Genomic DNA, 24,422 nt, shown 5'->3' with positions numbered 1-24,422 from the left:
AGGCACGTACGCCGCTCATCGCCCCCGGGCCAGCGGCTCACGGTGGCGAGACGCCAACCGAAAGCAACTCACATGAACTTCGCCGAACTCGGCGTGCCCTCCTCGCTTGCGCAGATCCTGACGCAGCAGGGCATCACCACTCCCACTCCCATCCAGGCCGCGACGCTGCCCGACAGCCTCGCCGGGCGCGACGTGCTCGGCCGCGGCCGCACCGGCTCCGGCAAGACGTACGCCTTCCTGCTGCCGCTGGTCGCCCGCCTCGACGCGAGCAAGCTGCCCGCGATGCCGCGCAAGCCGCGCGCGCTGATCCTCGCCCCGACCCGCGAGCTCGTCGGCCAGATCCAGGCCTCGCTCCTCCCGCTGGCCAAGGCCGCCGGCCTGTCGACCGTCGTCGTCTACGGCGGCGTCGGCCAGAACCCGCAGGTGACCGCGCTCAAGAAGGGCGTCGACATCGTCATCGCCTGCCCCGGTCGCCTCGAGGACCTGATGGGCCAGGGCTACGCCGACCTCTCCAACATCGAGGTCACCATCCTCGACGAGGCCGACCACATGGCCGACCTCGGCTTCCTGCCCGGCGTGCGCCGGATCATGGACAAGACGCCCCAGCAGGGCCAGCGGATGCTGTTCTCCGCGACCCTCGACAAGGCGATCGACGTCCTGGTCAAGCGCTACCTCAGCCAGCCCAAGACGCACGAGGCCGACTCGGCGCAGTCCCCGGTCGCGAGCATGCAGCACCACGTCCTCCACCTCAGCCGCGAGCAGCGGGTGCCGGTCCTGGTGGACCTCGCCAGCGCGCCCGGCCGCACGGTGGTCTTCACCCGCACCAAGCACGGAGCCAAGGCGCTCGCCCGCCAGCTCAACAAGAGCGGCGTGCCGTCGGTCGACCTGCACGGCAACCTCAGCCAGAACGCGCGCACCCGCAACATGGAGATGTTCCACTCCGGCAAGGCCACGACCCTGGTCGCGACCGACATCGCCGCCCGCGGGATCCACGTCGACGACGTCGCGCTCGTGATCCACGCCGACCCGCCGACCGAGCACAAGGCCTACCTGCACCGCTCGGGCCGTACGGCTCGCGCCGGCAACGAGGGCACCGTGATCACCCTGATGACCGACGAGCAGCAGCGCGACGTGCGGGACCTGACCCGTCAGGCCGGCATCAAGGCGACCACGACCAAGGTCAACGGCCCCGGCCACGCGATGCTCGAGCAGCTCGCTCCCGGTGTGCGCAGCCTCCCCGGCGGTCTCGTCGTCGAGGCGCCCGCCTCGACCGGTGGTGGCGGCGGCGGTCGTCGCTCCACCGGCGCGAACGCCCAGCGCAAGCGCGCCCGCAGCCAGGGCCAGACCAACGGCCAGTCGCGTCGCGGCAACCCGACCAGCTACACCAGCGAGACCCCCAGCGGGTCCTCCACCGGTGGCGGCCAGCGGCGTCGCTCCGGAGGCGGCGGCCAGGGCGGCGGCCAGGGTGGCGGTCAGGGCGGCGGGCGTCGTCGCAGCGGCGGCGGCCAGTCCGCCGGGCAGTCCACGGGCGGCCGCGCGCACAGCGCGTCGTCGTTCAGCCGCGGTCGCTGACCGCCGTTCTCACCTGATCCTCACCACCGCTGGTCGAGGAAGGCGCCCTGGCGCCTGTCACGAGACCCGGTCTCGTGACGGTCGCTGCGCGACCTCCTCGACCAGCGGTGTGGCGCGTCGAAGGCGTGGAATGCCGGGCCCACCGGGATGGTTCACCCTTCAACCAACCTGGAGGACTGGAACCGATGGCTGACTTCGACTTCTCCGTGCTCGGCACCCGCGAGCACCCCACGCTCGGGCTCGACACGTTCGGCGACGCTCCGCTCGACGGCGCTCCCGGCAACCACCCGCAGACCCTCCGCGAGGTCGTCGCGGAGGCTGTGCTCGCGGACCGGGTGGGCGTCGACTACCTCGGCCTGGGCGAGCACCACCGCCCCGACTACGCCATCTCCGCGCCGGACGTCGTCCTGGCCGCCATCGCAGGCCGGACCGAGCGGATCCGCCTCGGCACCGGCGTGACGGTGCTGTCCTCCGACGACCCGATCCGGGTCTACCAGCGCTTCGCCACCCTCGACGCGGTCAGCGACGGTCGCGCCGAGGTGCAGCTCGGCCGCGGCTCGTTCGTCGAGTCGTTCGGCCTCTTCGGGCTCGAGCTGTCCGACTACGACCGGCTCTTCGCCGAGAAGCTCGACCTCTTCGCCGCGCTCCAGGCCGAGGGCCCCGTGTCGTGGGAGGGCAGCGTCCGTCCCCCGCTGGCCGGCCAGCGGGTCTACCCGACCACCGCCGCCGGCCGCCTGCCCGCCTGGATCGGCGTCGGCGGCACCCCGCAGTCGGTGGTGCGTGCGGCGCAGTACGGGATGCCGCTGATGCTGGCGGTCATCGGCGGGTCGCCGGCGGGCTTCGTCCAGTTCGCCGACCTCTACCGCGAGGCGCTCGGCCGGATGGAGCTCCCCGAGCTGCCGATCGGCATGCACTCCCCGGGGCACGTCGCGGCCACCGACGACGAGGCTCGCGAGCAGCTCTACCCGCACCAGGCCGAGGTCTTCACCCGCATCGGCCGCGAGCGCGGCTGGCCGCCGTACTCCCGCATCCAGTTCGAGCAGGCCGCCTCCGCGCAGGGCGCGCTCTTCGTCGGCTCGCCCGAGACCGTGGCCCAGAAGATCGCCTGGGCGGTCCGGACGCTGGGCCTCTCCCGCTTCCAGCTCAAGTACTCCGTCGGCTCGCTCCCGCACGAGCAGCGACTGGAGTCGGTGCGCCTCTACGGCGAGGAAGTGATCCCGCGGGTCCGCGCGCTGTTGGCGGGCTCCTAGGCTGGCGCACATGCGCACCTTCATCCGGCGATCGCTGTGGGACGTGGTGCCGCGCGACCAGCGCGACACCGCCGCCGCGTTCCGCCGCCGCCAGGTCGTCGCGGCGATCGTCGTGCTGGTCGGGGCGGCAGTCCTCGGCTGGTCGCTGCGCCTCGAGCCCGGCAGCAACGTCTTCTACGTCGCGGCGGTCGTGCTGGCCGGCGTGTGGGCGGCCGGTGCTTTCCTGTCCGGGCGGCTGCACCTGGGCCGCATCGCGCACGGGGAGGGCCTGATCCGGCCCGTCGTGGCTCCGATCCTGCTGGGACTGCTGCTCGTCGGGGTGTTCGTCCTCGGATCGCTCGTGGTGCGCGAGATCGAGCCGCTCGCCGACTACGTGAGCTCCGTCCTGGCCTACGCCGACGAGGGCTCGCTGGCCGTGCTCGCGGTCATCACCTTCTTCAACGGCATCGCGGAGGAGCTGTTCTTCCGCGGCGCGATGTACGCCGCCATCCCACGGCACCCGGTGCTGTGGACGACGCTGGCCTACGTCGTGGCCACCCTCGCCACCGGCAACATCATGCTCGGCTTCGCCGCCATCGTCCTCGGTGCTGTGTGCGGCCTCGAGCGGCGGGCCAGCGGCGGCGTGCTGGCGCCGATCCTGACCCACATCACGTGGTCGCTGTCGATGCTGTTCGTGCTCCCGCTGCTGTTCTGAGGTCAGGCCCCCGAGGCGGCCCGCTCGGCCAGCGCGCGTCGTACGGACTCGCGGTAGGACAGCGGCTCCCCGGGCACGACGTCGCGGATCGAGGTGTCCTTGACGACGACCTCGTGCGACATCGAGTCGATCAGGTTGCGCCCGGTCGTGGCGTCGACGTCGGTCACGAGCGCGAGCCAGCGCGAGGACAGCCGCGGGGTCAGCACCGGGACCGTGACGATCGGGATCGAGCGGCCGTTGATGAGCTCGCCCGCGACGCGCATCATCTCGAGGTAGGTCAGCTGCTCGGTGCCGCCGATCTCGAAGACCCGGCCGAGGGCCTGCTCGTTGTCGACGACGCCGGCGAGGTAGCGGATCACGTCGTCGAGCGCGATCGGCTGGGTGCGCGTGTTGACCCACTTGGGCACGACCATCGCCGGGAGGTTCTTCACCAGCTGGCGGGTGATCTCCCACGAGATCCCGCCGTGGCCCACGACGATCGCCGCGCGCAGCACCGTGACGGGTACGCCGTCCTCGCCGAGCAGCCGCTCGACCTCGCGACGCGAGCGGAGGTGGGCGGACAGGTCGTCCCCGTCGTCGCCCAGGCCGCCCATGTAGACGATCTGCCTCACGCCGGCGGCGGCCGCGGCGGCGCTGAAGTTGCGGGCCGCCTGCGCGTCCTTGCGCTCGAAGTCGGGGTCGTCGAGGGAGTGGACGAGGTAGATCGCGACGTCCACGCCGCGCAGTGCGTCGTCGAGCGAGGCGCGGTCGGACACGTCGGCGCCGACCGGCTCACCCGGGCCGTCGTACGACTCCGGGTGCCGCGTCATGGCCCGGACGTCGTGGCCGTCCTCGATGAGGGCGGGGACCAGGCGGCGGCCGATGAAACCGGTGGCACCGGTGACGAGAACTGTGCTCATGCGGGGTCCCCGCGACGTTGGTCGGGGGAGCGCAGCGGAGGAGAGGAACGTCGTGGGGTGCTCAACATGCACCCACTCTGTCAGCCCGCACCGCACGTCCGCCTCACCCAGTCGTGGAGGCGGCCCTCCTGCGGGCGTCGAGGCGCGCCATCGCCGGCGTCGCGGTGACGCCGTGGAGGATCACCGAGACGATGATCGTGAAGGCGACGGTGGACCAGAGCCACGGTTCGTCGGGCACGTGCTCGTGGGTCACGGCGTAGCCCAGGTAGAACAGCGAGCCGACGCCGCGCACCCCGAAGAAGGCCACCGCGGCCATCTCCCCGCGGTCCAGGCCGCCGTCCTCGCGCTCGTCGCGCGAGAGCACCGCGAGGGCCACCCAGCCCGCCAGCGGGCGTACGACCAGCACGAGCGCCAGCGCGACGGCGACGCCGCGCCAGTCCAGGTGGTCGAGCAGCCCGCGGGTCATCGCCATCCCGAGGACGAGCAGGATCAGCAGGGTCATGAGTCGTTCGAGGCGCTCCACGACGCCGTGCATCGCACGGTGGTAGGAGTTGCCCCGGTCGGAGGCGCGCAACCGGACCGCGCACACGAAGACGGCCAGGAAGCCGTAGCCGCCGACGAGCTCCGCTGCGCCGTAGGACGCCAGCAGCGCGGCGACCGCGAGCAGGGGCTCGCCCGCGTCGGCCAGCCGCAGCTCCTCCTTGCGGGCGTGGAAGGCCTGTCGGCCCAGGAGCCATCCGGCGCCGAGCCCCACGGCGACCCCGATCGCGATCTTGCCGACGACGTACCACCCGAGCCATGCTCCGGCGTCGGTGAGCCCGAAGCCGCCGGCCAGGAGCAGCAGGGCCAGGTGCACGAAGGGGAAGGCGAGCCCGTCGTTGAGGCCCGCCTCGGCGGTGAGCGAGAACCGGATGTCGTCGTCCTCCTCCACCCCGTCCTCGGCCTCGGCCTCGGCGACGTCATCGGTGAGCGGCTCGCCCACCTGCACGTCGGAGGCGAGCACCGGGTCGGTGGGAGCGAGCACCGCGCCCAGCAGCAGGGCGACCGCGGGTGCCAGCCCGGCGACCCACCAGCCGAGGAGCATGGTGCCCAGGATGGTCAGCGGCATGGCGACCAGGAGCATCCGCCACACCGGCGACCAGGTCCGCCAGGAGCGCCACGACCGCAGCTGGAGGATCCGGTCGATCGCCAGCCCGACGCCCATGAGGGACACCAGCACGGTGAACTCGGTGACGTGGGTGATCAGCTCGCGGTTGTCCTCCGGCTGCAGGCTCACGTCGTCGGAGAGGGGCAGCAGGCCGATGGCGAGGCCGACCCCGACGAGGACCATGGGCGGTGACAGCGCCACCCGGCGGGTGAGGTGTGGCAGGAGCGTCGCCAGGAGCAGCGACAGCCCGAGGATGAGGTAGACCGCACCCCCGGTCATCGGGGCCGCTTGGCGTCGTACGAGGCCTGGCTGTCGTCGATCGCCTGCTCGTAGGCGGTGACCAGGCCGGCGATGGTGAGCGGCTTGAGGCGGTGGATGAACTCGCGCAGCTGCTCGGCGGTGTAGCCGGCCTCGCGGAACTGCGGCCACACCTTGGTGCGCACGATCTCGGAGAGCTCCTCGGCGACCTGGCGGCCGTGCTCGGCGTACACCTCGGCGACGGCCTCGGCAGCGTCGGGGGAGATGCCCATGCCGGACAGGCCGCCCGGCACGTCGACGTCCCGGTCCCCGGTGACCGGGGCGAGGAGCGAGAGGTGGCGGGCGATGTCGGACGGCGTGGCGGTCGCGGGGATCTGCTCGACGTACTTCTCGATCGCCGACAGCGTGAACCCGTGCCCTTGCAGCTCGCGCACGAGCTCGAGGCGGGCGACGTGGTCGGGACCGTAGTAGCCCGAGCGGCCGCGGCGTACGGGAGGCGGGACGAGGCCGCGCGAGGCGTAGAACCGCACGTTGCGCGCGCTCACGCCCGTGCGCGCGGTCAGCTCGTCCAGCGTCAGCAGCTCGACGTCCGTCCCGGTCTCGCGGTCGGCCTGCAGCTCGGTCTCCACCGGACCATCCTCTCGTCTGCGCACCGTCCGCCGAAGACCCCGCCGGGTGGGCGGACCGCGGCCGGCAGGTGACGCGCGCCACACCTGTTGGACTGTGACAGTAATGGTGTCACAATCGCCCACATGGCAGAAGCATTCGTCTACGACCACATCCGCACACCTCGCGGCCGCGGCAAGGCCGTCGGCTCGCTGCACGAGGTGAAGCCGGTGGACCTGGTCGTCGGACTCCTCGACGAGCTCAAGACCCGCAACCCCACGCTCGACCCGGCCCGCGTCGACGACGTCGTGCTCGGAGTCGTGACCCCCATCGGCGACCAGGGCGGCGACATCGCCAAGACCGCCGCCCTCAAGGCCGGCTACCCCGAGACCGTCGCGGGCGTGCAGCTCAACCGCTTCTGCGCCTCGGGCCTCGAGGCCGTCAACCAGGCCGCGCAGCGCGTGCGCTCCGGCTTCGAGGACCTCGTGATCGCGGGCGGCGTCGAGTCGATGAGTCGCGTGCCGATGGGCAGCGACGGCGGCGCCTGGGCGATGGACCCCGCCACCGCGCTGGAGACCGGCTTCGTGCCGCAGGGCATCGGCGCCGACCTGATCGCCACGATCGGGGGCTGGAACCGCCAGGACGTCGACGCGTACGCCGCCGAGTCGCACCACCGCGCCGCGAAGGCGTGGGCCAACGGCTACTTCGACGACGCGGTCGTCCCGGTGAAGGACCCCAACGGGATCACCGTGCTCGACCGCGACGAGACGGTCCGCCCGGACACGTCGGTCGAGGGGCTCGCCGGCCTGAAGCCGTCGTTCGCCCAGATCGGCCGGGACGCCGGGTTCGACGACGTCGCGCTCGAGAAGTACCACTGGGTCCCCGCGATCGACCACGTCCACCACGCCGGCAACTCCTCGGGCATCGTCGACGGCGCGGCCGTGATGGCGATCGGCACCGAGGAGGTCGGTACGTCGCTGGGCCTGACGCCGCGCGCCCGGATCATCTCCACCGCCGTCTCGGGCGCCGACCCGACGATCATGCTCACCGGTCCGGCCCCCGCCGCGCGCAAGGCGTTGGCGCGTGCCGGCCTCGAGGTCGATGACATCGACCTGTGGGAGATCAACGAGGCCTTCGCCGCCGTCGCGATGCGCTTCATGCGCGACATGGGCATCAGCCACGACGTCACCAACGTCAACGGCGGCGCCATCGCCATGGGCCACCCGCTCGGCGCCACCGGCGCGATGATCCTCGGCACCCTCGTCGACGAGCTCGCCCGTCGCGACCAGAAGCGCGGCCTCGCCACGCTCTGCGTCGGCGGTGGCATGGGCATCGCCACCATCGTCGAGCTCGTCTGAGCCCCGTCCCCGCCCGCTTTTTCGCCTTCGAGGTAGTCCAGTGGGAACTGGCTGCTTCGAGGGTCGACGGGCGACCACTTCCCACTGGACTACCTCGCCAGACAGGACCTCTGCATGAGCACCGACACCGACACCCCCCGCGCCGACGAGCACAGCGCCGTCCGCTACGACCGCGACGCCGACGGCATCGTGACGCTGACCCTGGACGACCCGACGGCCAGCGCGAACACGATGAACGAGCTCTACCAGTCGTCGATGGAGGCCGCCGTGCAGCGCCTGCACGACGAGGTCGACGACGTGACCGGCGTCGTCGTGACGAGCGCGAAGAAGACCTTCTTCGCCGGCGGCAACCTCAAGAACATGATGAAGGCGACGCCCGACGACGCGGAGGAGATCTTCGCGATGGGCGAGGCCGTCAAGGCCAGCCTCCGCAGGCTCGAGACCTACCCGCGCCCCGTCGTCGCTGCCATCAACGGCGCCGCCCTCGGCGGTGGCCTCGAGATCGCGCTCGCGACCAACCACCGGATCGCCGTCGACGACCGCTCGGTCAAGATCGGGCTGCCCGAGGCGACGCTCGGCCTGCTGCCCGGCGGCGGCGGGGTCACCCGCGTCGTACGCATGCTGGGCCTGCAGTCCGCGCTGATGGACGTGCTCATGCCCGGCACCCAGTTCGACCCGCAGGGTGCGCTGGCCAAGGGGCTCGTCGACGAGCTCGTGCCGACCCGCGAGGAGCTCGTGCCCGCTGCGAAGGCGTGGATCCTCGAGCACCAGGACGAGGACTCGGCGAAGAACCCGTGGGACCGCGCCGGCTACAAGATGCCGGGCGGGACGCCGAAGACGCCCGCACTCGCGCAGTTCCTGCCGGCCTTCCCGGCGTTGCTGCGCAAGCAGACCAAGGGTGCGGTCTACCCGGCGCCCCGCGCGATCATGAGCGCCGCCGTCGAGGGTGCGCAGGTCGACTTCGACACCGCCTCGCGCATCGAGAGCCGCTACTTCACCAACCTGGTCGTCAACCAGCAGGCCAAGAACATGATCCAGGCCTTCTTCTTCGACCTCCAGGCGATCAACTCCGGTTCGCTGCGCCCCCAGGGCATCGAGCGCTGGCAGGCCACCAAGGTGGCCGTCCTCGGCGCCGGGATGATGGGCGCCGGCATCGCCTACTCGTGCGCCCGCGCCGGCATGCAGGTCGTGCTCAAGGACGTCTCGCTCGAGGCCGCGGAGAAGGGCAAGGCGTACACCGCCAAGCTCAACGCCAAGGGCGTCGAGCGCGGCAAGATCACGCAAGACAAGGCCGACGAGCTGCTCGGTCGCATCACGCCGACCGCCGACGCCGCCGACCTCGCCGGCTGCGACCTCGTCATCGAGGCCGTCTTCGAGGACCCGTCGCTCAAGGCCAAGGTGTTCGCCGAGGTGGCGCCGTACGTCGACGCGGACGCGCTGCTGTGCTCCAACACCTCGACCCTGCCGATCACCGAGCTGGCGACCGGTGTCGACCGCCCCGCGGACTTCATCGGGCTGCACTTCTTCAGCCCTGTCGACAAGATGCCGCTGGTGGAGATCATCCGCGGAGCGGAGACCTCGGACGCCGCGCTCGCCAAGGCGTACGACGTCGTGCAGCAGATCCGCAAGACGCCGATCGTCGTCAACGACTCGCGCGGCTTCTACACCTCGCGCGTCATCGGCACCCAGATCAACGAGGGCCTCGCCATGCTCGCCGAGGGCGTGCACCCGGTCTCGCTGGAGCGGGCCGCGACCTCGGCCGGCTTCCCGGTCGGGCCGCTGCAGATCAGCGACGAGCTCAACATGGAACTGATGGCCAAGATCCGCAAGGCCACCGAGGACGCCGCCGAGCGCGAGGGCATCGATCTGGGCGACTACCCGGCAGGTGCGGTGATCGAGACGATGATCGGCCTCGGCCGGCCCTCGCGGCTCAAGGGTGCGGGCTTCTACGACTACGACGACAACGGACGGCGTACGACGCTGTGGCCCGGGCTCGCCGAGCACTTCCCCGTCGCTGAGCAGCAGGTCCCGATCCGCGACGTGCGCGACCGGATGCTCTTCATCGAGGCCCTCGAGACCGCGAAGTGCTTCGAGGAGGGCGTGATCACCTCGGCCGCGGCGGCCAACATCGGCTCGATCATGGGCATCGGCTTCCCCGCCCTGACCGGAGGTGCGGCGCAGTTCATGACCGGCTGGCAGGCGCTCGACGAGACCGGCCACGGCGTCGGCCCGGTCGGCCTCGACGCCTTCCTCGCCCGCGCCGACGAGCTGGCCGACGCCTACGGCGAGCGCTTCCGCCCGACGGCGTACCTCCGCGACCTCGCGGCGAAGGGCGAGTCCTTCCCCGCCTGACCACACGTGACCGGGCGCTTCCTGCCCGTCAGCCTCACCGACCGGGCACTTCCTGCCGCAACACGGGCAGGAAGTGCCCGGTCGGCGTCTGGGACGGGCAGGAAGCGCCCGGTCGGCGTCCGGGACGGGCAGGAAGCGCCCGGTCGATTCGCCTGTGGAGATGCGCCGACTCGGCGAGAATCGTGCGGTGAGCCAGACCCCCGCCGTCGTCGTCCGCGACCTGCATGTCCGCTTCGGCGACATCGAGGCCGTCGCGGGTGTCGACCTGACCGCCGACAGCGGGCGCGCGACGGCCCTGCTCGGACGCAACGGCGCCGGCAAGTCGACGACGATGAAGGTCCTCGCCGGGGTCGTGCCGCCCACCTCCGGCGCGGTGACCGTCGCCGGTCACGACGCCGCCACCGACGCCCTCGGCGTGAAGCGCGCCGTCGGCTACTGCCCCGACGTCGGTGGCCTGGTCCCGCGCGCGACGCCGTGGGAGCACCTCCAGCTCAGCGCACGCCTGCGCCGGATGGACGACTGGGAGGAGCGCGCCCGCGACCTGCTCGAGCGCTTCGAGCTCGGCGACGTCGCCCACCGCGTGGTCGGCGGCTTCAGCCACGGCATGAGCCGCCGCCTCAGCGTCGTCCTCGCCGCGCTCCACGAGCCGGCCGTGCTGCTGCTCGACGAGCCGTTCGACGGCGTCGACCCGCTCGGCGTCGAGGCGACCCTCGAGGTCGTCGCCGACGCGCGCGCCCGCGGCGCCTGCGTCCTGCTCTCCACCCACCTGCGCGACCTCGCGCTCGAGGCCTGCGGCGAGGCGGTCGTGCTGCGGGGCGGCAACCGCGTCGCCGCGATGCAGGCCGGCGACCTCACCGGCGAGGCCTACCGTGCCCTCCTCGACTGACACCTTCTCCAGCGCCTGGCTCGAGGCGGCCCGCGACACCCGCCACCTGATGAGGTTCCGCGCGCGGACCGTACGCCGTCGTGGCGCGGCTCTCCTCGGCCTCGCCGTCGTGGTCGTGCTGACCGCGGTCTTCGCCGTCGCGCCGTCGCGGGTCGACCTGCACGCCGTGGAGTCGGCGCCGCTCGAGCGCGCGCTCGCCGCCCTCGAGAGCAACCTCGGCGCCGCCTTCGCCGGCTTCCTGCTGCTGGCGATCGGCGCCGCGATGGGCAGCGGCGGCGGCCGCGAGCTGCTGTCGCGCAGCGAGGCGTCCGTCCACCCGATCAGTCCCGTCACCGAGCACCTCGGCGCCCTGGTCCTCGCCCCGGTCAACCTCGCCTGGCTGGTCCAGTCCTGGGGGCTCCTGGCGATCACCGCGCTGGTCGCGCCGCCCGAGCGCCTCCTCGGCGCCCAGCTCGTCGTCCTGGCGTGGGTGCTCGCCGCGACCGCCCTCGGGCAGGCCGCCGGCTGGGCCGTCGAGGGCGTACGCCGCACCGCGCGCGGCGTGCTCGTCGTACGTCTCGTCGCCGGTGTGGTCGTCGTCCTCCTCGCCGGGCTGCACCTCGCGGGAGCGCTCGCACCCCTGGTCCGCGCCCTCCCGACCACCTGGGTCGCGGACACCGCGCAGACCGGTCGCTGGCTGCTGGCAGCCGGGGCGCTGCTGCTGCTCGCGGTGGCGGCCGTCGTGGTCGGCGCCCGACCGGCCGGCTGGGCGCTCGGGTTGCCGCCGCGCGAGGAGCTGCGCGTGCAGTCCGGCGTGCACGAGGCGCGGCCCGTGCCCGAGCCCCGCTGGGGATCCGCCGACCGCGCCCTGCTGCGCCGGCTGGACCGCGGGTCGGTGTGGCGCTCGGTCGGCATGCGCCGCGGCCTGATGGTCCTCGGGATCGGCCCCGGGCTGGTCGCGCTCGTCGCCGGCCTCGAGTGGGGCACGGTGCTGCTGCTGCCCGGCCTGACCGCGAGCGGCGCGGCGCTGCTCTTCGGCGTCAACGCCTGGTGCCTCGACGGCAAGGGGATGGTCTGGCGCGAGACGCTGCCGGTGTCGGCAGCCGACGTGTTCGACGTACGCGCCCTGGTGGTCGCGGAGTGCATGGCCGTCGTGTCGGGCGTGACCGTCGTGCTGGCGCTGCTGCGCAACGGCCTGCCGCCGCTCGCGGTGGGCGTGGCGGTGGCGTCGTGCTGGCTGGTCGTGGTCGTGCAGGTGCTGGCGATCGTGATGACCTGGTCGATCCGGTCGCCCTACTCGGTCGACCTCTCCTCGCCGCGGGCCACGCCTGCCCCGCACGCCGCGATGGCCGGGTACGCCGGGCGGCTCTCGCTGGTCACCACGCTGACCGCGATGCTCTTCACCGGCCTCGCCGCGCTCCCGTGGGCCTGGGTCCCGGCCGTGGTGGCGCTCCCCTTCCTCGCCTGGTCCACGGCCCGCCTGCTCCGCGCCCGCCGCCGGTGGTCGACCGGCGACGAGCGCGTGCGGGTGGTGCTGACGGTCGCCGCCGTCTGACTCCGGGCGAATTCCGGCAGGCCCTCGCCCGCAGAGTCCCCGCTCGAGCGGGGAGTCCGTCACCTGGAGGGGCAGACAACCCCCTCGAGGTGTCGGACTTCCCCTCCAAGTCGCGAGCGAGCGACCTCAGGACTGCGGGAGGCGGCGGTTGATGTCCTCGCTCATCCGCGTGATGGCGACGTAGAACTCGCACATCATCCGGAAGAAGCACAGGTAGAGCAGCCCGACCAGCGGGCTGACGATGAGCGTGACGATCCCGAGCCCGGGGCTGTCGCCGAGGAAGCCGCTGACGGCGAAGAAGAGCGTGCCGAGGCCGATCGCGATCAGCCCGATGATGTAGACCACCTTGATGATCATGGGCGTCACGAACGTCGAGAAGCTCATGTCGAACAGTGCGCCGAAGAACCCCTTGCCGCTCGGCTGCCCGGCGAGCGGCCCGCCGCCGTAGCCGCCTCCGCCGCCGTAGCCACCGCCGTAGTCACCGCCGCCGTAGGACCCGCCGCCGGGGTAGGAGCCCCCGCCGTAGGACCCGCTGCCCGGCGGGGGCGAGGAGGGGGTCTGGCCGTAGGGGGCGGTGGGCTGGTCGCCGTAGGGGTCCTGCGCGGGCGTGCCGTCGGGCTGGGACATGGGTCCTCCTGTGGTGGGTGGGTGCGCCCACCTCCTGCCCCGGAGGGCCGGCGCCAAACCGCGGAGACGCGCGCAACCCCGTGCATACGTGGTATACATACCCGGTATCCATCGACCGTCGGGGGGCGGTGGACGGATGACACGGAGGCGCGGATGTCGATCCGGCAGGCGATGCTGGCGATCCTGGAGCAGGGGCCGATGTACGGCTACCAGCTCCGGGCGGAGTTCGAGCAGCGGACGGGGGAGACCTGGCCGCTCAACATCGGGCAGGTCTACACGACTCTGACCCGGCTCGAGCGGGACGGACTGGTCGAGGTCGTCGGACACGGGGGTGCCGACGAGACCGACGAGGACGCCCACCAGGCCGGCAGCGACCGGCAGCACGTCAGCTACCGCGCCACCGACGCGGGCCGGGGCGAGGTGTCGGAGTGGTTCGCCACCCCGGTGCCTCGCACCCAGCCCGCGCGCGACGAGCTCGCGATCAAGCTCGCGATCGCCGTCACCCTGCCCGGCGTCGACGTCGGCACGATCATCCAGCGCCAGCGCAGCGCCACCATGGCCTCGCTCCAGGACTACACCCGGCTCAAGCGCACCGGCCGCGCGGCCAGGCCCGCGGAGCCGGCCGACCTCGCCTGGAGCCTGGTCCTCGACTCGCTCGTCTTCGACGCCGAGGCCGAGGTCCGCTGGCTCGACCACTGCGAGGCCAGGTTGCGGCGCGCGGCGCTCGAGCGCGAGGTCGTACGCCGCGACGCCCCGGCCGCGACGAGCAACGAGGGGGCGACCCGATGAACGCCGTCCTCCACCTCGCCGCCGTCACCCGCGTCCACGGGGAGGGGGCCACCGAGGTCCACGCCCTGCGCGGCGTCACCTTCCGCGCCCGCCCGGGCGAGCTCGTCGCCGTCATGGGCCCCTCCGGCTCGGGCAAGTCGACTCTGCTCACGCTCGCCGGCGGCCTCGACCAGCCGACCGGCGGCTCGGTGTGGATCGAGGGCACCGATCTCGCCTCGCTCGACCAGGCCGGCCGCGCCCGGATCCGGCGTACGTCGGTGGGCTACGTCTTCCAGGACTTCAACCTGATCCCCGCGCTCACCGCCGCCGAGAACGTCGCCCTCCCGCGCGAGCTCGACGGCGAGAAGGGCAAGGTCGCCCGCCGCCTGGCGCTGGCCGCGCTGGAGGAGGTCGGCATCGTCGACCTCGCCGACCGCTTCCCCGACGAGATGTCCGGGGGCCAGCAGCAGCGCGTCGCGATCGCCCGCGCGATCGTCGGCGACCGGAGGCTGATCCTGGCCGACGAGCCCACCGGCGCCCTCGACACCGACACCGGCGAGGAGATCCTGCGGCTGCTCCGTGCCCGGTGCGACGCCGGCGCCGCGGGCGTCATGGTCACCCACGAGGCCCGGCACGCCGCGTGGGCGGACCGCGTGGTCTTCCTCCGCGACGGTGTCGTGGTGGACGAGACCGGTGCCGACGAGCCGGAGATGCTGCTCGTCGACGAGTCCGCGCGGTGAGGGGCTGGCGGACCGCGCTCCGGATCGCCCGGCGCGACGCGCTGCGGCACCGGGGGCGCAGCATCCTGGTGCTCGTCATGGTCGCGCTGCCCGTGCTGGCCGTCAGCGCCGCGGCGGTCGTGATCAAGACGTCCCAGCTCAGCGGCGCCGAGGGCGTCGACCGTCGGATGGGTGCGGCCGCGGCCCGCGTGTGGACCGAGGGCACCGGACCGGTCCTCCAGGCACCCGACCCCCAGCAGGGCTACACGGCCGACGGCGCGGAGGAGCAGGCAGAGCCGCTCGACGCGGCGGTCGTCACCGGTGTCCTCGGACCGGACACCCGGCTGCTCCCCATCCGCCAGGGGTGGGGCGGCGTACGGATCGGCGAGCGCGTCGTCGACCTCGACGTCACCGAGGTCGACCTGGACGACCCGATGGCGGACGGGCTCTTCGAGCTGACCTCCGGCCGGCTCCCGCGCACCGCCGACGAGGTCGTCGCCAACCAGGCACTGCTCGACAAGGGCGTGGCCCTCGGCGACGAGCTCGACCTCGGCGCGCGCACGGCCACCGTGGTCGGTGTCGGCCGGCACGCCCAGAACCGCACCGTGCCCAGCGTCGTCGGGCCGATCGGCTCGGCGCTCGGCGAGGACCAGGGGCCGCGCGCCGAGTGGCTGGTCGGGCCCGACCCGGTCACCTGGTCCGACGTCCGCGCCCTCAACGCCGTCGGCGGCATCGTGGCCTCGCGTGCCGTCCTCTCCGACCCGCCCGACGTCGGTGACGTGGCCGAGCAGATGGGCTACGACACCGGGCAGGACGAGATGTACGCCGTCGCCGCGCTCATCGTGGTGATGGCGCTGCTCGAGGTCGTCCTCCTCGCCGGGCCGGCCTTCGCGGTCGGCGCGCGCCGGCACGCCCGGTCGCTCGCGCTGATGGCTGCCTCCGGCGGCACCCCCGCCCAGTCGCGCCGCGTGATCCTGGCCAGCGGGATCGTCCTCGGCGCCGTCGCGTCCGGGGTCGGGCTGGTGCTCGGCGTCGTGACCGGGTGGGCGCTGCTGCCGCTGGTGCAGCGCTTCGACGGCTCGTGGTTCGGCCCGTTCGAGGTGCCGCTGGGCTGGCTGGCCGCGATCACGCTCTTCGGCCTGGTCTCGGCCCTCCTCGCCTCGGTCGTGCCGGCGTGGCTGGCGAGCCGCCAGGACGTCGTCGCCGTCCTCGCCGGCCGGCGCGGCGACCGCGCGCCGCGCGCCGCCACCCCCGTCCTGGGCCTGGTGCTGCTCGGCGCGGGCATCGCCGGGTCGTCCTACGGCGCGGTCACCTCCGACAGCGGCAACGGTGCCATCTGGATGGCCGCCTCGGCCGTGGTGTCGGTGCTCGGGATGATCCTGGTGGTCCCCGTCGTCGTGGCGCTCGTGGGCGGCTGGCCGGGCGCCTGCCGCTGCCCGTGCGCTACGCCGCCCGCGACGCCGCGCGCCACCGCACCCGGACGGTGCCGGCCGTGGCGGCGGTCGCCGCCACCGTGGCCGGCGTCGTCGCGCTCGGCATCGCCAACGCCAGCGACGAGCTCGAGAACCAGCGCACCTACACCCCCGAGCTCGCGATGGGCGAGGGCCGCGTCAGCGTCGGCTCCGGCACCATCCTGCTCGGCGAGGACGTGCCGGACCCGGGGCCGCTCTACGACCGGGTGGAGCAGGTCGTCCACGACACCGCGCCCGACGTCGCGACCCGCCGCGTCCTCAGCGTCGAGGAGCCCTACGCCGTCGACGGATTCACCTCGGTCAGCGTCGTGACGGACGAGGCCTCGTGGGACGACCAGGACAGCTCCCTCGCCTACGCCGGCCCCCAGCTGCTGGTGGCCGACACCGCGGCCGAGGCGGGCATCACCGGTTCGGAGGCGGAGACCGTCGACGAGGCGCTCGCGGCCGGCAGCCTGGTGGTGCTCACCGGCGCCGACGACGTCGACGCGACGACCGCCGAGGTGCGCGAGGAGCGCTGGGAGAGCGGCTACGCCGAGCAGCCCGACGACGTCAGCACGCACCGGTTGCCGGCGGCCTACGTGACGTGGGAGCAACCGGTCGCTCCCGCCGTCGCGATCGCCCCCACCAGCGTGGTGGAGGAGCTCGACCTCCCGGTCGTGCCCTACGAGCTGCGCCTCACCGGTGACATCGACGAGCCCACCCAGACCCGCATCGAGGAGGCCGTGGCCGCGGTGGCGCCGGAGAGCTGGGTGTACGTCGAGCGCGGCTACCAGCGCCCCGTCGAGGCGACGATCATCCTGCTCGTCCTCGGCGTGCTGGGCGGCGTGCTGATGCTCAGCGGCACCCTCACCGCCACCTTCCTCGCCCTGTCCGACGCCCGACCCGACCTGGCCACCCTGTCGGCCGTGGGCGCGGCTCCGCGGACCAGGCGCGGTGTCGCAGCGGCGTACGCCCTGGTCGTGGGGTCCGTCGGCGCCCTGCTCGGGGCGGCGGTGGGCTTCATTCCGGGCGTCGCCATCTCGCGGCCGCTCACGTCGGCGAACTGGGGCACGGGCGAGCACGGCCCCTTCCTCGCCATCCCGTGGCTGCTGATCGTCGCCGTCGTGGTCGCGCTGCCGCTCTTCACCGCGGCCGTCGTCGGGCTGACCGCCCGCTCGCGCCTGCCGCTGGTGGCCCGCCTCGACTGATCAGCGGGTGACGGCGACCCGGGCGGAACGGGTGCGGCCGCCGAGGGCGCGTACGACGACCCGGCGCAGCTCGCCGAGCGACCGGGCCGCGGCCCGCTCCGCGCGTCGTGGCGCGACCGGGGTCGCCGCGACGGCCCGGAGCGCGGCTGCCTCCGCCCCGACCCAGGCCATGATCTCGGCGAGGACCGGGTCGGGCAGGCGCCCGACCGCATCGACCTGCACGACGACCTGGAAGGCCGCGGTCGCCGTGACGCAGGTGGCGCACGACCCGCCGACCGCCAGTGCCCGGTTGGTCGGCCGCGCGCGGGTGCCCGGTCCGATGACCACCACCTGCACGGCCAGGGCGGTCGCGCTGCAGTCCCAGCAGTCCTGGGTCCAGGCCGAGGCGACGTTGTCGAAGCGTGCCGACGAGGGCCCCGGCACGTAGAGCACCTGCAGCACCGTGCTGTCCCCGCGGCACCCGTGACAGGCGGTCACGGTGGTCGCGACGGCGTCCGCCTTCACCGAGTCCTCGCGGACCATCACCTCGCCGACGACCCGGTCGCTGTCCTCGCGCCGCTGGTCGCTCGGCTGCGCGCTGGCCACGAGGTCCAGGTCGCGCCGCTCGTCGGCCGCCCCTCGCGAGGTCGCGCCGGAGGTCGCCTGAGCGGCGCCGGCCAGCAGCAGGGTCGCCACGAGCGCGTGCGCGACCACGCCGCGCGCGGTCATGACTCGTCCCCGACGACGAAGTTGTCGGCCACCGCCGCCGCGATGTCGACGAGCGCGTCCCGGGTACGCCGGTGCAGCGCGGACATGTCGGTCAGCGCACCCGGCTCGAGCGCGTCGTCCCACGGGACCGTCACGACGCGCGCGCACCTCTTCTCGAAGTGCCGTCGCATCGGCTCCGGTGGCTCGCTGCCGCGTCGCTCCGCGTTGACCACCACCACCGTCCGTGCGACGAGGTCGTCGAACCCGTGCTGGTCCATCCAGTCCAGCGTCAGCGCCCCGGCCCGGCCGCCGTCGAGACCGGCCCGCACCACCAGCACGACCTGGTCGGCCTCGGTGAGCAGGCCCTGGTTGGCGCTGTCGAGGATGCCGGTGCCGGTGTCGAGCAGGATCAGGTTGTAGAAGCGGTCGAGCAGGCCGATCAGCCGGTGGTAGTCGTCGCGCGCCAGGGCCATGCCGATGCGGGGGTCGTCGTCGGAGGCGAGCACCTCGAGCCGCGACTCGATGCCCTGCGAGGTGTAGCGGCGCAGGGCGGCGTACGTCGTGATCTGGTCCAGGTCGCGCAGCACGTCGGTCACGGTGCGGTCGTGCGGCGGCGCGACCCGGTGGGCGAGGTTGCCGGCGTCGGGGTTGGCGTCCACCGCGATCACCCGGTCACCGCGCAGCAGCGCGAAGGTGCTGCCCAGCGCCAGCGTGATCGTCGTCTTGCCGACGCCGCCCTTGCGGCTCATCACCACCACGCGTCGCGAGCCCTCGATCGGCGTGCGCAGCCGGCGCTCGAGCTCGCGCCGACGCTGCTCGGGCAGGCTCGGTCCGGGGTTGAGCAGGTGGCCGCTGCCGCGGTAGACCGTGCCGCGCCAGCCCTGCGTCGGGACCGGCGCCGGGGCGGCGTACATCACCTCGTCGGTGAAGTCGGCCGCCGAGACGACCCGCGGCGGGTCGGGGAGCGGGACCGGCTCGTACGACGCCGCGTCGCCCGCCGCGAGCTTGTTCCGGGCGAGCAGGACCAGCGTGGCGCCCACCCGCCACAGCGCCAGCAGCGCGCCCAGGATCGGCAGCAGCAGCAGGGCGATCGAGACCACCGCGAGGGCCATGGCCGGCCAGTCGCGTCGCTCCCAGGCCAGGTCGAAGACCAGCTGCTGAAGCTCGAGGCCCTGGCGCCCCCGCTCGAGGAACTCCGGGAGGTACCAGACCGCCCAGCCCAGCGCCGCGACGAGCAGGGGCACCACGACCACGACCCAGCCGGTGACGAACCGCCGCGAGCGTGGCCGGAGCTCGCTCACGCGCGGGTCGACGGGGTGGCCGGGGCGCAGGCTCCTCAGCACCGGGCCGACCCGGGCGAACAGGTCGGGCACGCCGGCCAGGTCGGAGAGGACGTAGTAGCCGTCGAAGCGCACCACCGGGATGAGCTGCTGAAGCATCTGGAACTGCAGGACGAACGCGGTCAGCAGCAGGACGCCGTTGCCGGTCGCCAGGTAGCCGGCTGCGAGGACCAGCACGGTGAGGGCATTGAAGTGCAGCCCGCCGAGGTCGGTGCGCACCCGCCCGGTCCGGCCGAGCCGGTAGGAGTCGGTCACGTCGGTGTAGAACGCGGGGAAGACGAGGTAGAGCCCGAAGCCGATCTCACCCGGACGCGCGCCGCCGTAGCGGCAGGCGGCCGCGTGCCCGAGCTCGTGGACGAGCGCGGCCACCGTGAGCATCGCGTAGATCAGCAGGGCGATCGTGGGGGTGGCGAAGAGCTCGCCGACCGCCGCCCACAGGTCGCCCTGCGTCACCAGCGCCACGTCCGCGGCGACCAGCGCTGCGAGTGCCAGGACGACCAGCGGCGGCCAGAAGAGCGGCACCAGCGCGCGGGCCAGCCGGTTCACCACTCGGGCCGGCACCAGCGTGCCCTTCGCGGTCAGCGCCAGCAGCGGGCGCGCCCGCACCGCCCGCGTCGGGTCCGGCGACTCGTCCGGGACCACCAGCCCCAGGGGCTCGAGGCGGGTGGTCACCAGGTGGGCCAGGCCGTCGACGCTCAGGGTCCGCCCGTACGCCGCGCTCACGTCGTCGGCGACCTGCTCGGCTGGCCGGGGCGGCTCGACCGCACGCACCACCAGGTGGAGCAGCTCGGAGAGCTGCACCACCTGGTCGTCGACGCGGCGCACCAGGAAGGCCGGGTCCTTCAGGCCCGATCCCTGGACCGGGCCCAGGAACTCCAGCCCGCGCGCCTGCCGCCACCGTTGCCGGGTGGCCGGCGCGCTCGACGGGTCGGGCGCGGTCGTCATGTGGTCTGCGGTCGTCAGGTCCATCGCTCTGGGTGCTCTGTCTGCTCCGGTGGTTGGATCGGTGACGGCGGCGGGCGCGCCAGAGCAAACGCGCCCGCCGCCGGGTCTCACGGCATGTGCATCTGCACCGAGGCGAGGTACTGCAGCGCCAGTGCATTGGCCTGGGAGCCGATCGTGGCCGCGTTGACGGCGAGGGCGAGGTTGACGCCCACGACGTTGGTGACGTTGACGCATGCGAACTGGCAGCTCAACGTCTCCCGACGAGGCAGCGGCGTAGCCGTCTCGGCGTCGAGGTCGGCCATGGCGATCTCGGGTCGGACCATGCCGGTTCACCTCCTTCAGTTCTGGCCCGCTTCGGGCCGGTCGGGGCGAAGGACGGCGACCTGCGTGGCCTCCCCCTCCGCAGGGAGGCCACGCGAGGTCATCAGCCCTGCGTGACGGTGATCGCCTGCCACGCCTCGCTGTGCGCGAGGGATCCGAGAGCAGCGGCGTTGAGGGCCATGGACGAGTTGTTCGCCACGATGTTGGCCCAGTTGTAGTTGCCGAAGGTCAGCGTCTCCCGGGTGGGGAGAAGCTCGGTGCGCTCGGTGTCGAGCTCGGTGAAGGACAGTTCCCGCATGATGTTCACCTCCCCCCTCTGTGCGGTCTTCTCTGACTGGCACATCGGACCCGGGCCAGCGTGACTCCTGCGTGACCGGTCGGAGGCGACGCGCGACCTAGTCAGGACTGGTCTGGACGTCGACCCCAATCCTGGGGAGATCCGTGCGGGGGCCTACTCCCCAGGGGTGGGATTCGGGCACCGTGGTGGCTCGGGGAAGCCCGCGACTCGCCGTGCGAGCCGCGGCACGGGAGAGGGAAGTCTCGGTGACCGACCATGCCGCAGACCGAGTCGGCCACTAGTCGTGGCCTGAGCCTCCTCGGCGGGTGGCAGCTCGTCGTGGACGGCGACGTCGTCGCGCTCGGCGGCCGCGAGCAGCGCCTGTGCGCCCTGCTCGCCCTCACCGGCACGCGTGCCCGCGCGCAGGTCGCCGGCATGCTGTGGCCCGAGAGCACCGACGCCCGTGCCCTCGCCAGCCTCCGGCGCGCCGTGTCCCAGACCCACCAGCGGTGCCCCGGCCTGCTCGCCGCCGACCGGACGAGCGTCGCGCTCGCGGCGGACGTCGTGGTCGACGTCGACGTCCTGCGGGCGGCCGTGTCGGCGGCCGCCGGCCCCGACGCGGTGGCGGACCCGTCGCTGCTGGTCACGCTGGCGGGGGAGCAGCTGCTCCCCGGCTGGTACGACGAGTGGGTCGAGGCGCACCGCGACGAGCTGGAGCACCAGCGGGTCGGCGCCCTCGAGCGGCTGGCCCGGGCGGCCCTCGAGCGGGGCGACACCACGCTCGCCGAGGAGGCCGCGCGCGCGGTGGCGCGCGTCGAGCCCCTGCGGGAGTCGGCCAGCGCGCTGCTGATCCGCGCCCTCCTCGGCCGGGGGGACCGGGCCGGCGCCGTGCGGGAGCTCGAGCGCTACCGCGACGTCGTACGAACCGAGCTCGGGGTCGTGCCCTCGCCCGGTCTCGGGGCCCTCGTGGAGGCCTCCGCGCCCCCCGTCGCCCCCGTCGTCGTCCCCGCCCAGCGTCGGGCGCCGGTCACGGAGAGGGCCGCGTCGGTCCTGCGGCAGGTCGCCCCGCCCGGACCGCCCCCCGCGGGACCGCCGCCCCCACCGGACCCCCTGTCCCCCACAGGGCCGGCCGGCCTGTCCCGGCGGGCGACCGCTGCGCGGCTGGCGGTGGGGGCGGCCCTCGTCCTGGCAGTCTCGGTGTCGGTCGCCAACCTCGGCCCCGACCGCGCGCGGCCCACCGACCCGGTGTCCTCCGGCGACCGCCTCCCGGACGCGCCGACCGCCCGGCCGGGTCCTGGCGCCGCCAGCGGTCCGGCGTACGCCCGCGAGGTGCTGGTGCGTCCCGTCGGCTCGACCGACGGAGCCGCGGTCTTCGTCGTCCGCGCCACCCAGCGACCGGCCCGGGTCCGGCTCGAGGTCGCGGGGCCGTCCGGCAGGAGCCTCGTGCGCAGCGTCGTGGTCCGCAGCCGCGACGGGCAGCGGCTGGTGCTGAGCGGGCTCGACGGCGGCACCTACGAGTGGTCGGCGACGTCCCCGACCGCCGCGCCCGTCGTCGGCGAGGTCCGCGTCCAGGAGGCCGAGGCTCCCGCGCTCGCCGCGGCGGCCGCACCGCAGCGGGACCCATCCCCGCCACCCACGCCGAGCCCCGCGCCGAGCCCCGCGCCGACGTCCACCACCTCCTCCCCGACTGCCACCCCCACCCCGACCCCGACCCCGACCCCCACCCTCACCCCGACCCCCACGCCGAGCACGACCCCGGTCCAGCAGACCCAGCAGCCCGGCCCGTCCCCGTCCCCGTCCCCGAGCCCGACCCCCCAGCCCAGCCCGACGCGGCACCCGAGCCCGCCCGGCGAACCCACCGACCCCGGCACCCAGGACCCAGGCCCCGTGGGGTGAGGAGCAGCGCCATGCCGACCACCACGACCAGTTCCGAGCACACCCCCGCCACCGCGCCGGTCACGACCGCACGCCGGGCCCGCGCGCGCCCGCTCGCCTCGGTGCTCGCCACCCTCCTCGCCGCGGTCCTCGCCACCGCGCTCGCCCTGACGACCCTGGTGGCGATGCCGGCGCCGCTGGCCGCCGGCTCCGACGACCGGGCCGAGCGTTGGGCCGGCTTCCGCATCCCCCCGACCGGCCGCGCCGACGGCGGCTGGATCGGTGGCTACCGGCTCAACGGCACACCCGTCTTCGTGTTCACGCCCGGGCGTCGGCCCAACCGGGCCGGCTTCCGGGCCGTCGACGCCACCTCCGACCTCCGGGGGGCCAAGGGTCCGTCCGGTGCCGCGACCGAGCGGGCCGCCTGGATCCTGTCCAAGTACGGCGGCCACAAGGACGCCGTCCAGGCCGCGGCGGTCGACGCAGCGGTGCTCCACCTCCTCGCCGGCCGGGCCTGGCAGCTCGGCGCCCGCCGCGGCGCCGCCCGGGTCCGGGCCTCCGGCGACCCGGCCACGGTCCGCCGCTACGCCCGCCTCATGCTGCGCGGTTCCCGCGCGAGCGCCGGTCCCCACCAGGTCGCCGTCGAGCCCACCACCGCCGACGTCGGCGGGGTGACGGCCGTGACCGTGCGCGTGACCGACGGTCACGGAGGACCGGTCGCCGGCCTGCCGGTGAGCGTGACCTCGCCCGACGGCGGGGTGTCCCAGCCGGCCGCCGGACCGATCGACACGGTGACCGGTGACGACGGGCGGGCGCTGGTGCGACTGGCCGCGCCCGTCGCCGGCTGGCGCACGGTCGTCGCGGAGGTCGGCCAGGTGCCCCTGCACTGGCTGCGGGTCCGCGGTGCCGACCGTGAGCGGCAGGCCTCGGCTGCGGAGGGCGGCGTACGTCGCACCCTCGTGGCCAGCGCCCGGGTCGCGGTCCGCGGCCCGCAGTCGCTGTCCCTCACGGCGGACCCGACCGTGCTCGTGGCGGGCTCCCCGGCGAGGGTGGTGGCGACGATCGACGGCGACGGTGCCAGCCGCACGGCCACGGCGTCGCTGCACGGACCGTTCGCCTCGGCGGCGGCCGCGCACTGCGGCGGTCCGGCAGCGGGGACGGTCTCCCTGCCGGTCGGCGCCGACGGCGCCTACGCCTCACCCGCGATCGCGCCGTCCGCCGGTGGCTACCACGTCTGGCAGGTCACGGTCGACGGGACCGACGCCAGCGTGCCCGTGACCTCGTGCGGCGCGCCGGTGCGGGTGCGCTCGCGGGCGTCGGTGACGCTCTCGGCCCCGGCCACCGCGGCGCCGTACGACGTCCTCGCGGCCCAGGTCACCGTCGCGGGGCTGCCCTTCGGAGGACCGATCGACGTCACGACCTCGCTCTACGGCCCCTACCTGACGGCGTCCGAGGCCTGCACGGGCAACCATCGCGACGTCGTGCAGCGCCGACCCGGCAACGGCACGTTCCCGTCCCTCAGCTTCCAGTTGGAGCAGCAGGGCTGGTACGCGTGGCGGGCCTCGATCCCCGAGGGCGACCTGTGGCTCGGGTCGACCTCGCCCTGCGGCGCGGTGGGGACGCTGACCCAGGTGCCATAAAAAGTCAG

20 protein-coding genes are annotated in these 24,422 nt (G+C 73.9%); 12 read left to right on the top strand and 8 right to left on the bottom strand.

The genetic code is table 11. The annotated features are described in order from the left end of the window. The first annotated feature begins 72 nt into the window (after positions 1-72). The 3 genes from ACNKF0_RS21315 to ACNKF0_RS21305 all read left to right on the top strand — a co-directional run bounded on the left by ACNKF0_RS21315 (position 73) and on the right by ACNKF0_RS21305 (position 3,516). On the top strand, positions 73-1,572 hold the full coding sequence (locus ACNKF0_RS21315; RefSeq protein WP_416954773.1) for a DEAD/DEAH box helicase: 1,500 nt from the start codon (positions 73-75) through the stop codon (positions 1,570-1,572). A 185-nt stretch (positions 1,573-1,757) separates the two neighbouring features. Beyond that, positions 1,758-2,822, top strand: a complete 1,065-nt coding sequence (locus ACNKF0_RS21310; RefSeq protein ID WP_416954772.1) for an LLM class flavin-dependent oxidoreductase — start codon at positions 1,758-1,760, stop codon at positions 2,820-2,822. A 10-nt stretch (positions 2,823-2,832) separates the two neighbouring features. Continuing rightward, the gene (locus tag ACNKF0_RS21305; protein WP_416954771.1) at positions 2,833-3,516 is read left to right on the top strand and encodes a CPBP family intramembrane glutamic endopeptidase; all 684 of its coding nucleotides are present in this window, start codon (positions 2,833-2,835) and stop codon (positions 3,514-3,516) included. Between the two features lie 2 nt (positions 3,517-3,518). On the opposite strand, the gene ACNKF0_RS21300 is transcribed toward ACNKF0_RS21305, so the two are convergent. The 3 genes from ACNKF0_RS21300 to ACNKF0_RS21290 form a co-directional block, all read right to left on the bottom strand. Further along, positions 3,519-4,415, bottom strand: a complete 897-nt coding sequence (locus ACNKF0_RS21300; RefSeq protein ID WP_416954770.1) for an NAD(P)H-binding protein — start codon at positions 4,413-4,415, stop codon at positions 3,519-3,521. Positions 4,416-4,518: 103 nt separating this feature from the next. After that, positions 4,519-5,841 (bottom strand): cation:proton antiporter, encoded by a 1,323-nt coding sequence (locus ACNKF0_RS21295; RefSeq protein ID WP_416954769.1) that lies wholly within the window; start codon positions 5,839-5,841, stop codon positions 4,519-4,521. Continuing rightward, positions 5,838-6,449 carry a helix-turn-helix domain-containing protein gene (locus ACNKF0_RS21290; RefSeq protein ID WP_299926589.1) on the bottom strand — a complete coding sequence of 204 codons (612 nt, stop codon included), beginning with the start codon at positions 6,447-6,449 and terminating at the stop codon, positions 5,838-5,840. The genes ACNKF0_RS21295 and ACNKF0_RS21290 overlap by 4 nt, the downstream gene beginning before the upstream one ends. A gap of 123 nt (positions 6,450-6,572) precedes the next feature. Here ACNKF0_RS21290 and ACNKF0_RS21285 point away from each other — a divergent pair, with 123 nt between their 5' ends. From ACNKF0_RS21285 to ACNKF0_RS21270, 4 genes are all read left to right on the top strand, one after another. Beyond that, positions 6,573-7,784, top strand: coding sequence for an acetyl-CoA C-acetyltransferase (locus tag ACNKF0_RS21285; protein WP_416954768.1), 1,212 nt, complete (start codon positions 6,573-6,575; stop codon positions 7,782-7,784). A gap of 114 nt (positions 7,785-7,898) precedes the next feature. Continuing rightward, complete coding sequence (locus ACNKF0_RS21280) at positions 7,899-10,136, top strand: 3-hydroxyacyl-CoA dehydrogenase NAD-binding domain-containing protein (protein ID WP_416954767.1); 2,238 nt, start codon at positions 7,899-7,901, stop codon at positions 10,134-10,136. Between the two features lie 187 nt (positions 10,137-10,323). Beyond that, positions 10,324-11,022: an ABC transporter ATP-binding protein gene (locus tag ACNKF0_RS21275; protein ID WP_416954766.1), complete on the top strand. Its 699-nt coding sequence runs from the start codon at positions 10,324-10,326 to the stop codon at positions 11,020-11,022. Then, the gene (locus tag ACNKF0_RS21270; protein WP_416954765.1) at positions 11,006-12,556 is read left to right on the top strand and encodes a hypothetical protein; all 1,551 of its coding nucleotides are present in this window, start codon (positions 11,006-11,008) and stop codon (positions 12,554-12,556) included. Before ACNKF0_RS21275 ends, ACNKF0_RS21270 begins: the two co-directional genes overlap by 17 nt. Before the next feature lie 126 nt (positions 12,557-12,682). Here the strand turns inward: ACNKF0_RS21270 and ACNKF0_RS21265 are convergent, their stop codons facing one another. Next, positions 12,683-13,183 (bottom strand): DUF4282 domain-containing protein, encoded by a 501-nt coding sequence (locus tag ACNKF0_RS21265; protein WP_416954764.1) that lies wholly within the window; start codon positions 13,181-13,183, stop codon positions 12,683-12,685. A 153-nt stretch (positions 13,184-13,336) separates the two neighbouring features. Here ACNKF0_RS21265 and ACNKF0_RS21260 point away from each other — a divergent pair, with 153 nt between their 5' ends. Genes ACNKF0_RS21260 through ACNKF0_RS21250 form a run of 3 tightly spaced genes read left to right on the top strand, consistent with a single transcriptional unit; the run spans position 13,337 to position 16,454 of the window. Beyond that, positions 13,337-13,972, top strand: coding sequence for a PadR family transcriptional regulator (locus tag ACNKF0_RS21260; protein ID WP_299926571.1), 636 nt, complete (start codon positions 13,337-13,339; stop codon positions 13,970-13,972). Next, entirely contained in the window at positions 13,969-14,691 is a 723-nt protein-coding gene (locus ACNKF0_RS21255) for an ABC transporter ATP-binding protein (RefSeq protein WP_416954763.1), read from the top strand. Before ACNKF0_RS21260 ends, ACNKF0_RS21255 begins: the two co-directional genes overlap by 4 nt. Continuing rightward, positions 14,688-16,454 (top strand): ABC transporter permease, encoded by a 1,767-nt coding sequence (locus ACNKF0_RS21250; protein WP_416954762.1) that lies wholly within the window; start codon positions 14,688-14,690, stop codon positions 16,452-16,454. Before ACNKF0_RS21255 ends, ACNKF0_RS21250 begins: the two co-directional genes overlap by 4 nt. Positions 16,455-17,329: 875 nt before the next feature. Here the strand turns inward: ACNKF0_RS21250 and ACNKF0_RS21245 are convergent. The 4 genes from ACNKF0_RS21245 to ACNKF0_RS21230 form a co-directional block, all read right to left on the bottom strand. Continuing rightward, complete coding sequence (locus ACNKF0_RS21245) at positions 17,330-18,037, bottom strand: hypothetical protein (RefSeq protein ID WP_416954761.1); 708 nt, start codon at positions 18,035-18,037, stop codon at positions 17,330-17,332. Next, complete coding sequence (locus ACNKF0_RS21240; protein WP_416954760.1) at positions 18,034-20,325, bottom strand: AAA family ATPase; 2,292 nt, start codon at positions 20,323-20,325, stop codon at positions 18,034-18,036. Before ACNKF0_RS21240 ends, ACNKF0_RS21245 begins: the two co-directional genes overlap by 4 nt. A gap of 83 nt (positions 20,326-20,408) precedes the next feature. Further along, complete coding sequence (locus ACNKF0_RS21235; protein WP_191193618.1) at positions 20,409-20,624, bottom strand: hypothetical protein; 216 nt, start codon at positions 20,622-20,624, stop codon at positions 20,409-20,411. A 101-nt stretch (positions 20,625-20,725) separates the two neighbouring features. Next, positions 20,726-20,920, bottom strand: a complete 195-nt coding sequence (locus tag ACNKF0_RS21230; protein WP_416954759.1) for a hypothetical protein — start codon at positions 20,918-20,920, stop codon at positions 20,726-20,728. 255 nt (positions 20,921-21,175) lie between these two features. On the opposite strand from ACNKF0_RS21230, the gene ACNKF0_RS21225 reads away from it, so the two are divergent. Both ACNKF0_RS21225 and ACNKF0_RS21220 read left to right on the top strand, forming a co-directional pair. After that, entirely contained in the window at positions 21,176-22,795 is a 1,620-nt protein-coding gene (locus ACNKF0_RS21225; protein ID WP_416954758.1) for an AfsR/SARP family transcriptional regulator, read from the top strand. An 11-nt stretch (positions 22,796-22,806) separates the two neighbouring features. After that, positions 22,807-24,414, top strand: a complete 1,608-nt coding sequence (locus ACNKF0_RS21220; RefSeq protein WP_416954757.1) for a hypothetical protein — start codon at positions 22,807-22,809, stop codon at positions 24,412-24,414. The last annotated feature ends 8 nt before the right edge of the window (positions 24,415-24,422 follow it).

Source organism: Nocardioides sp. T5 (assembly GCF_048161455.1).
In the GTDB taxonomy this organism is placed as follows: domain Bacteria; phylum Actinomycetota; class Actinomycetes; order Propionibacteriales; family Nocardioidaceae; genus Nocardioides.
Note: the sequence above shows the minus strand (reverse complement) of the source record. Positions and strands in the feature narration are given on the sequence as shown.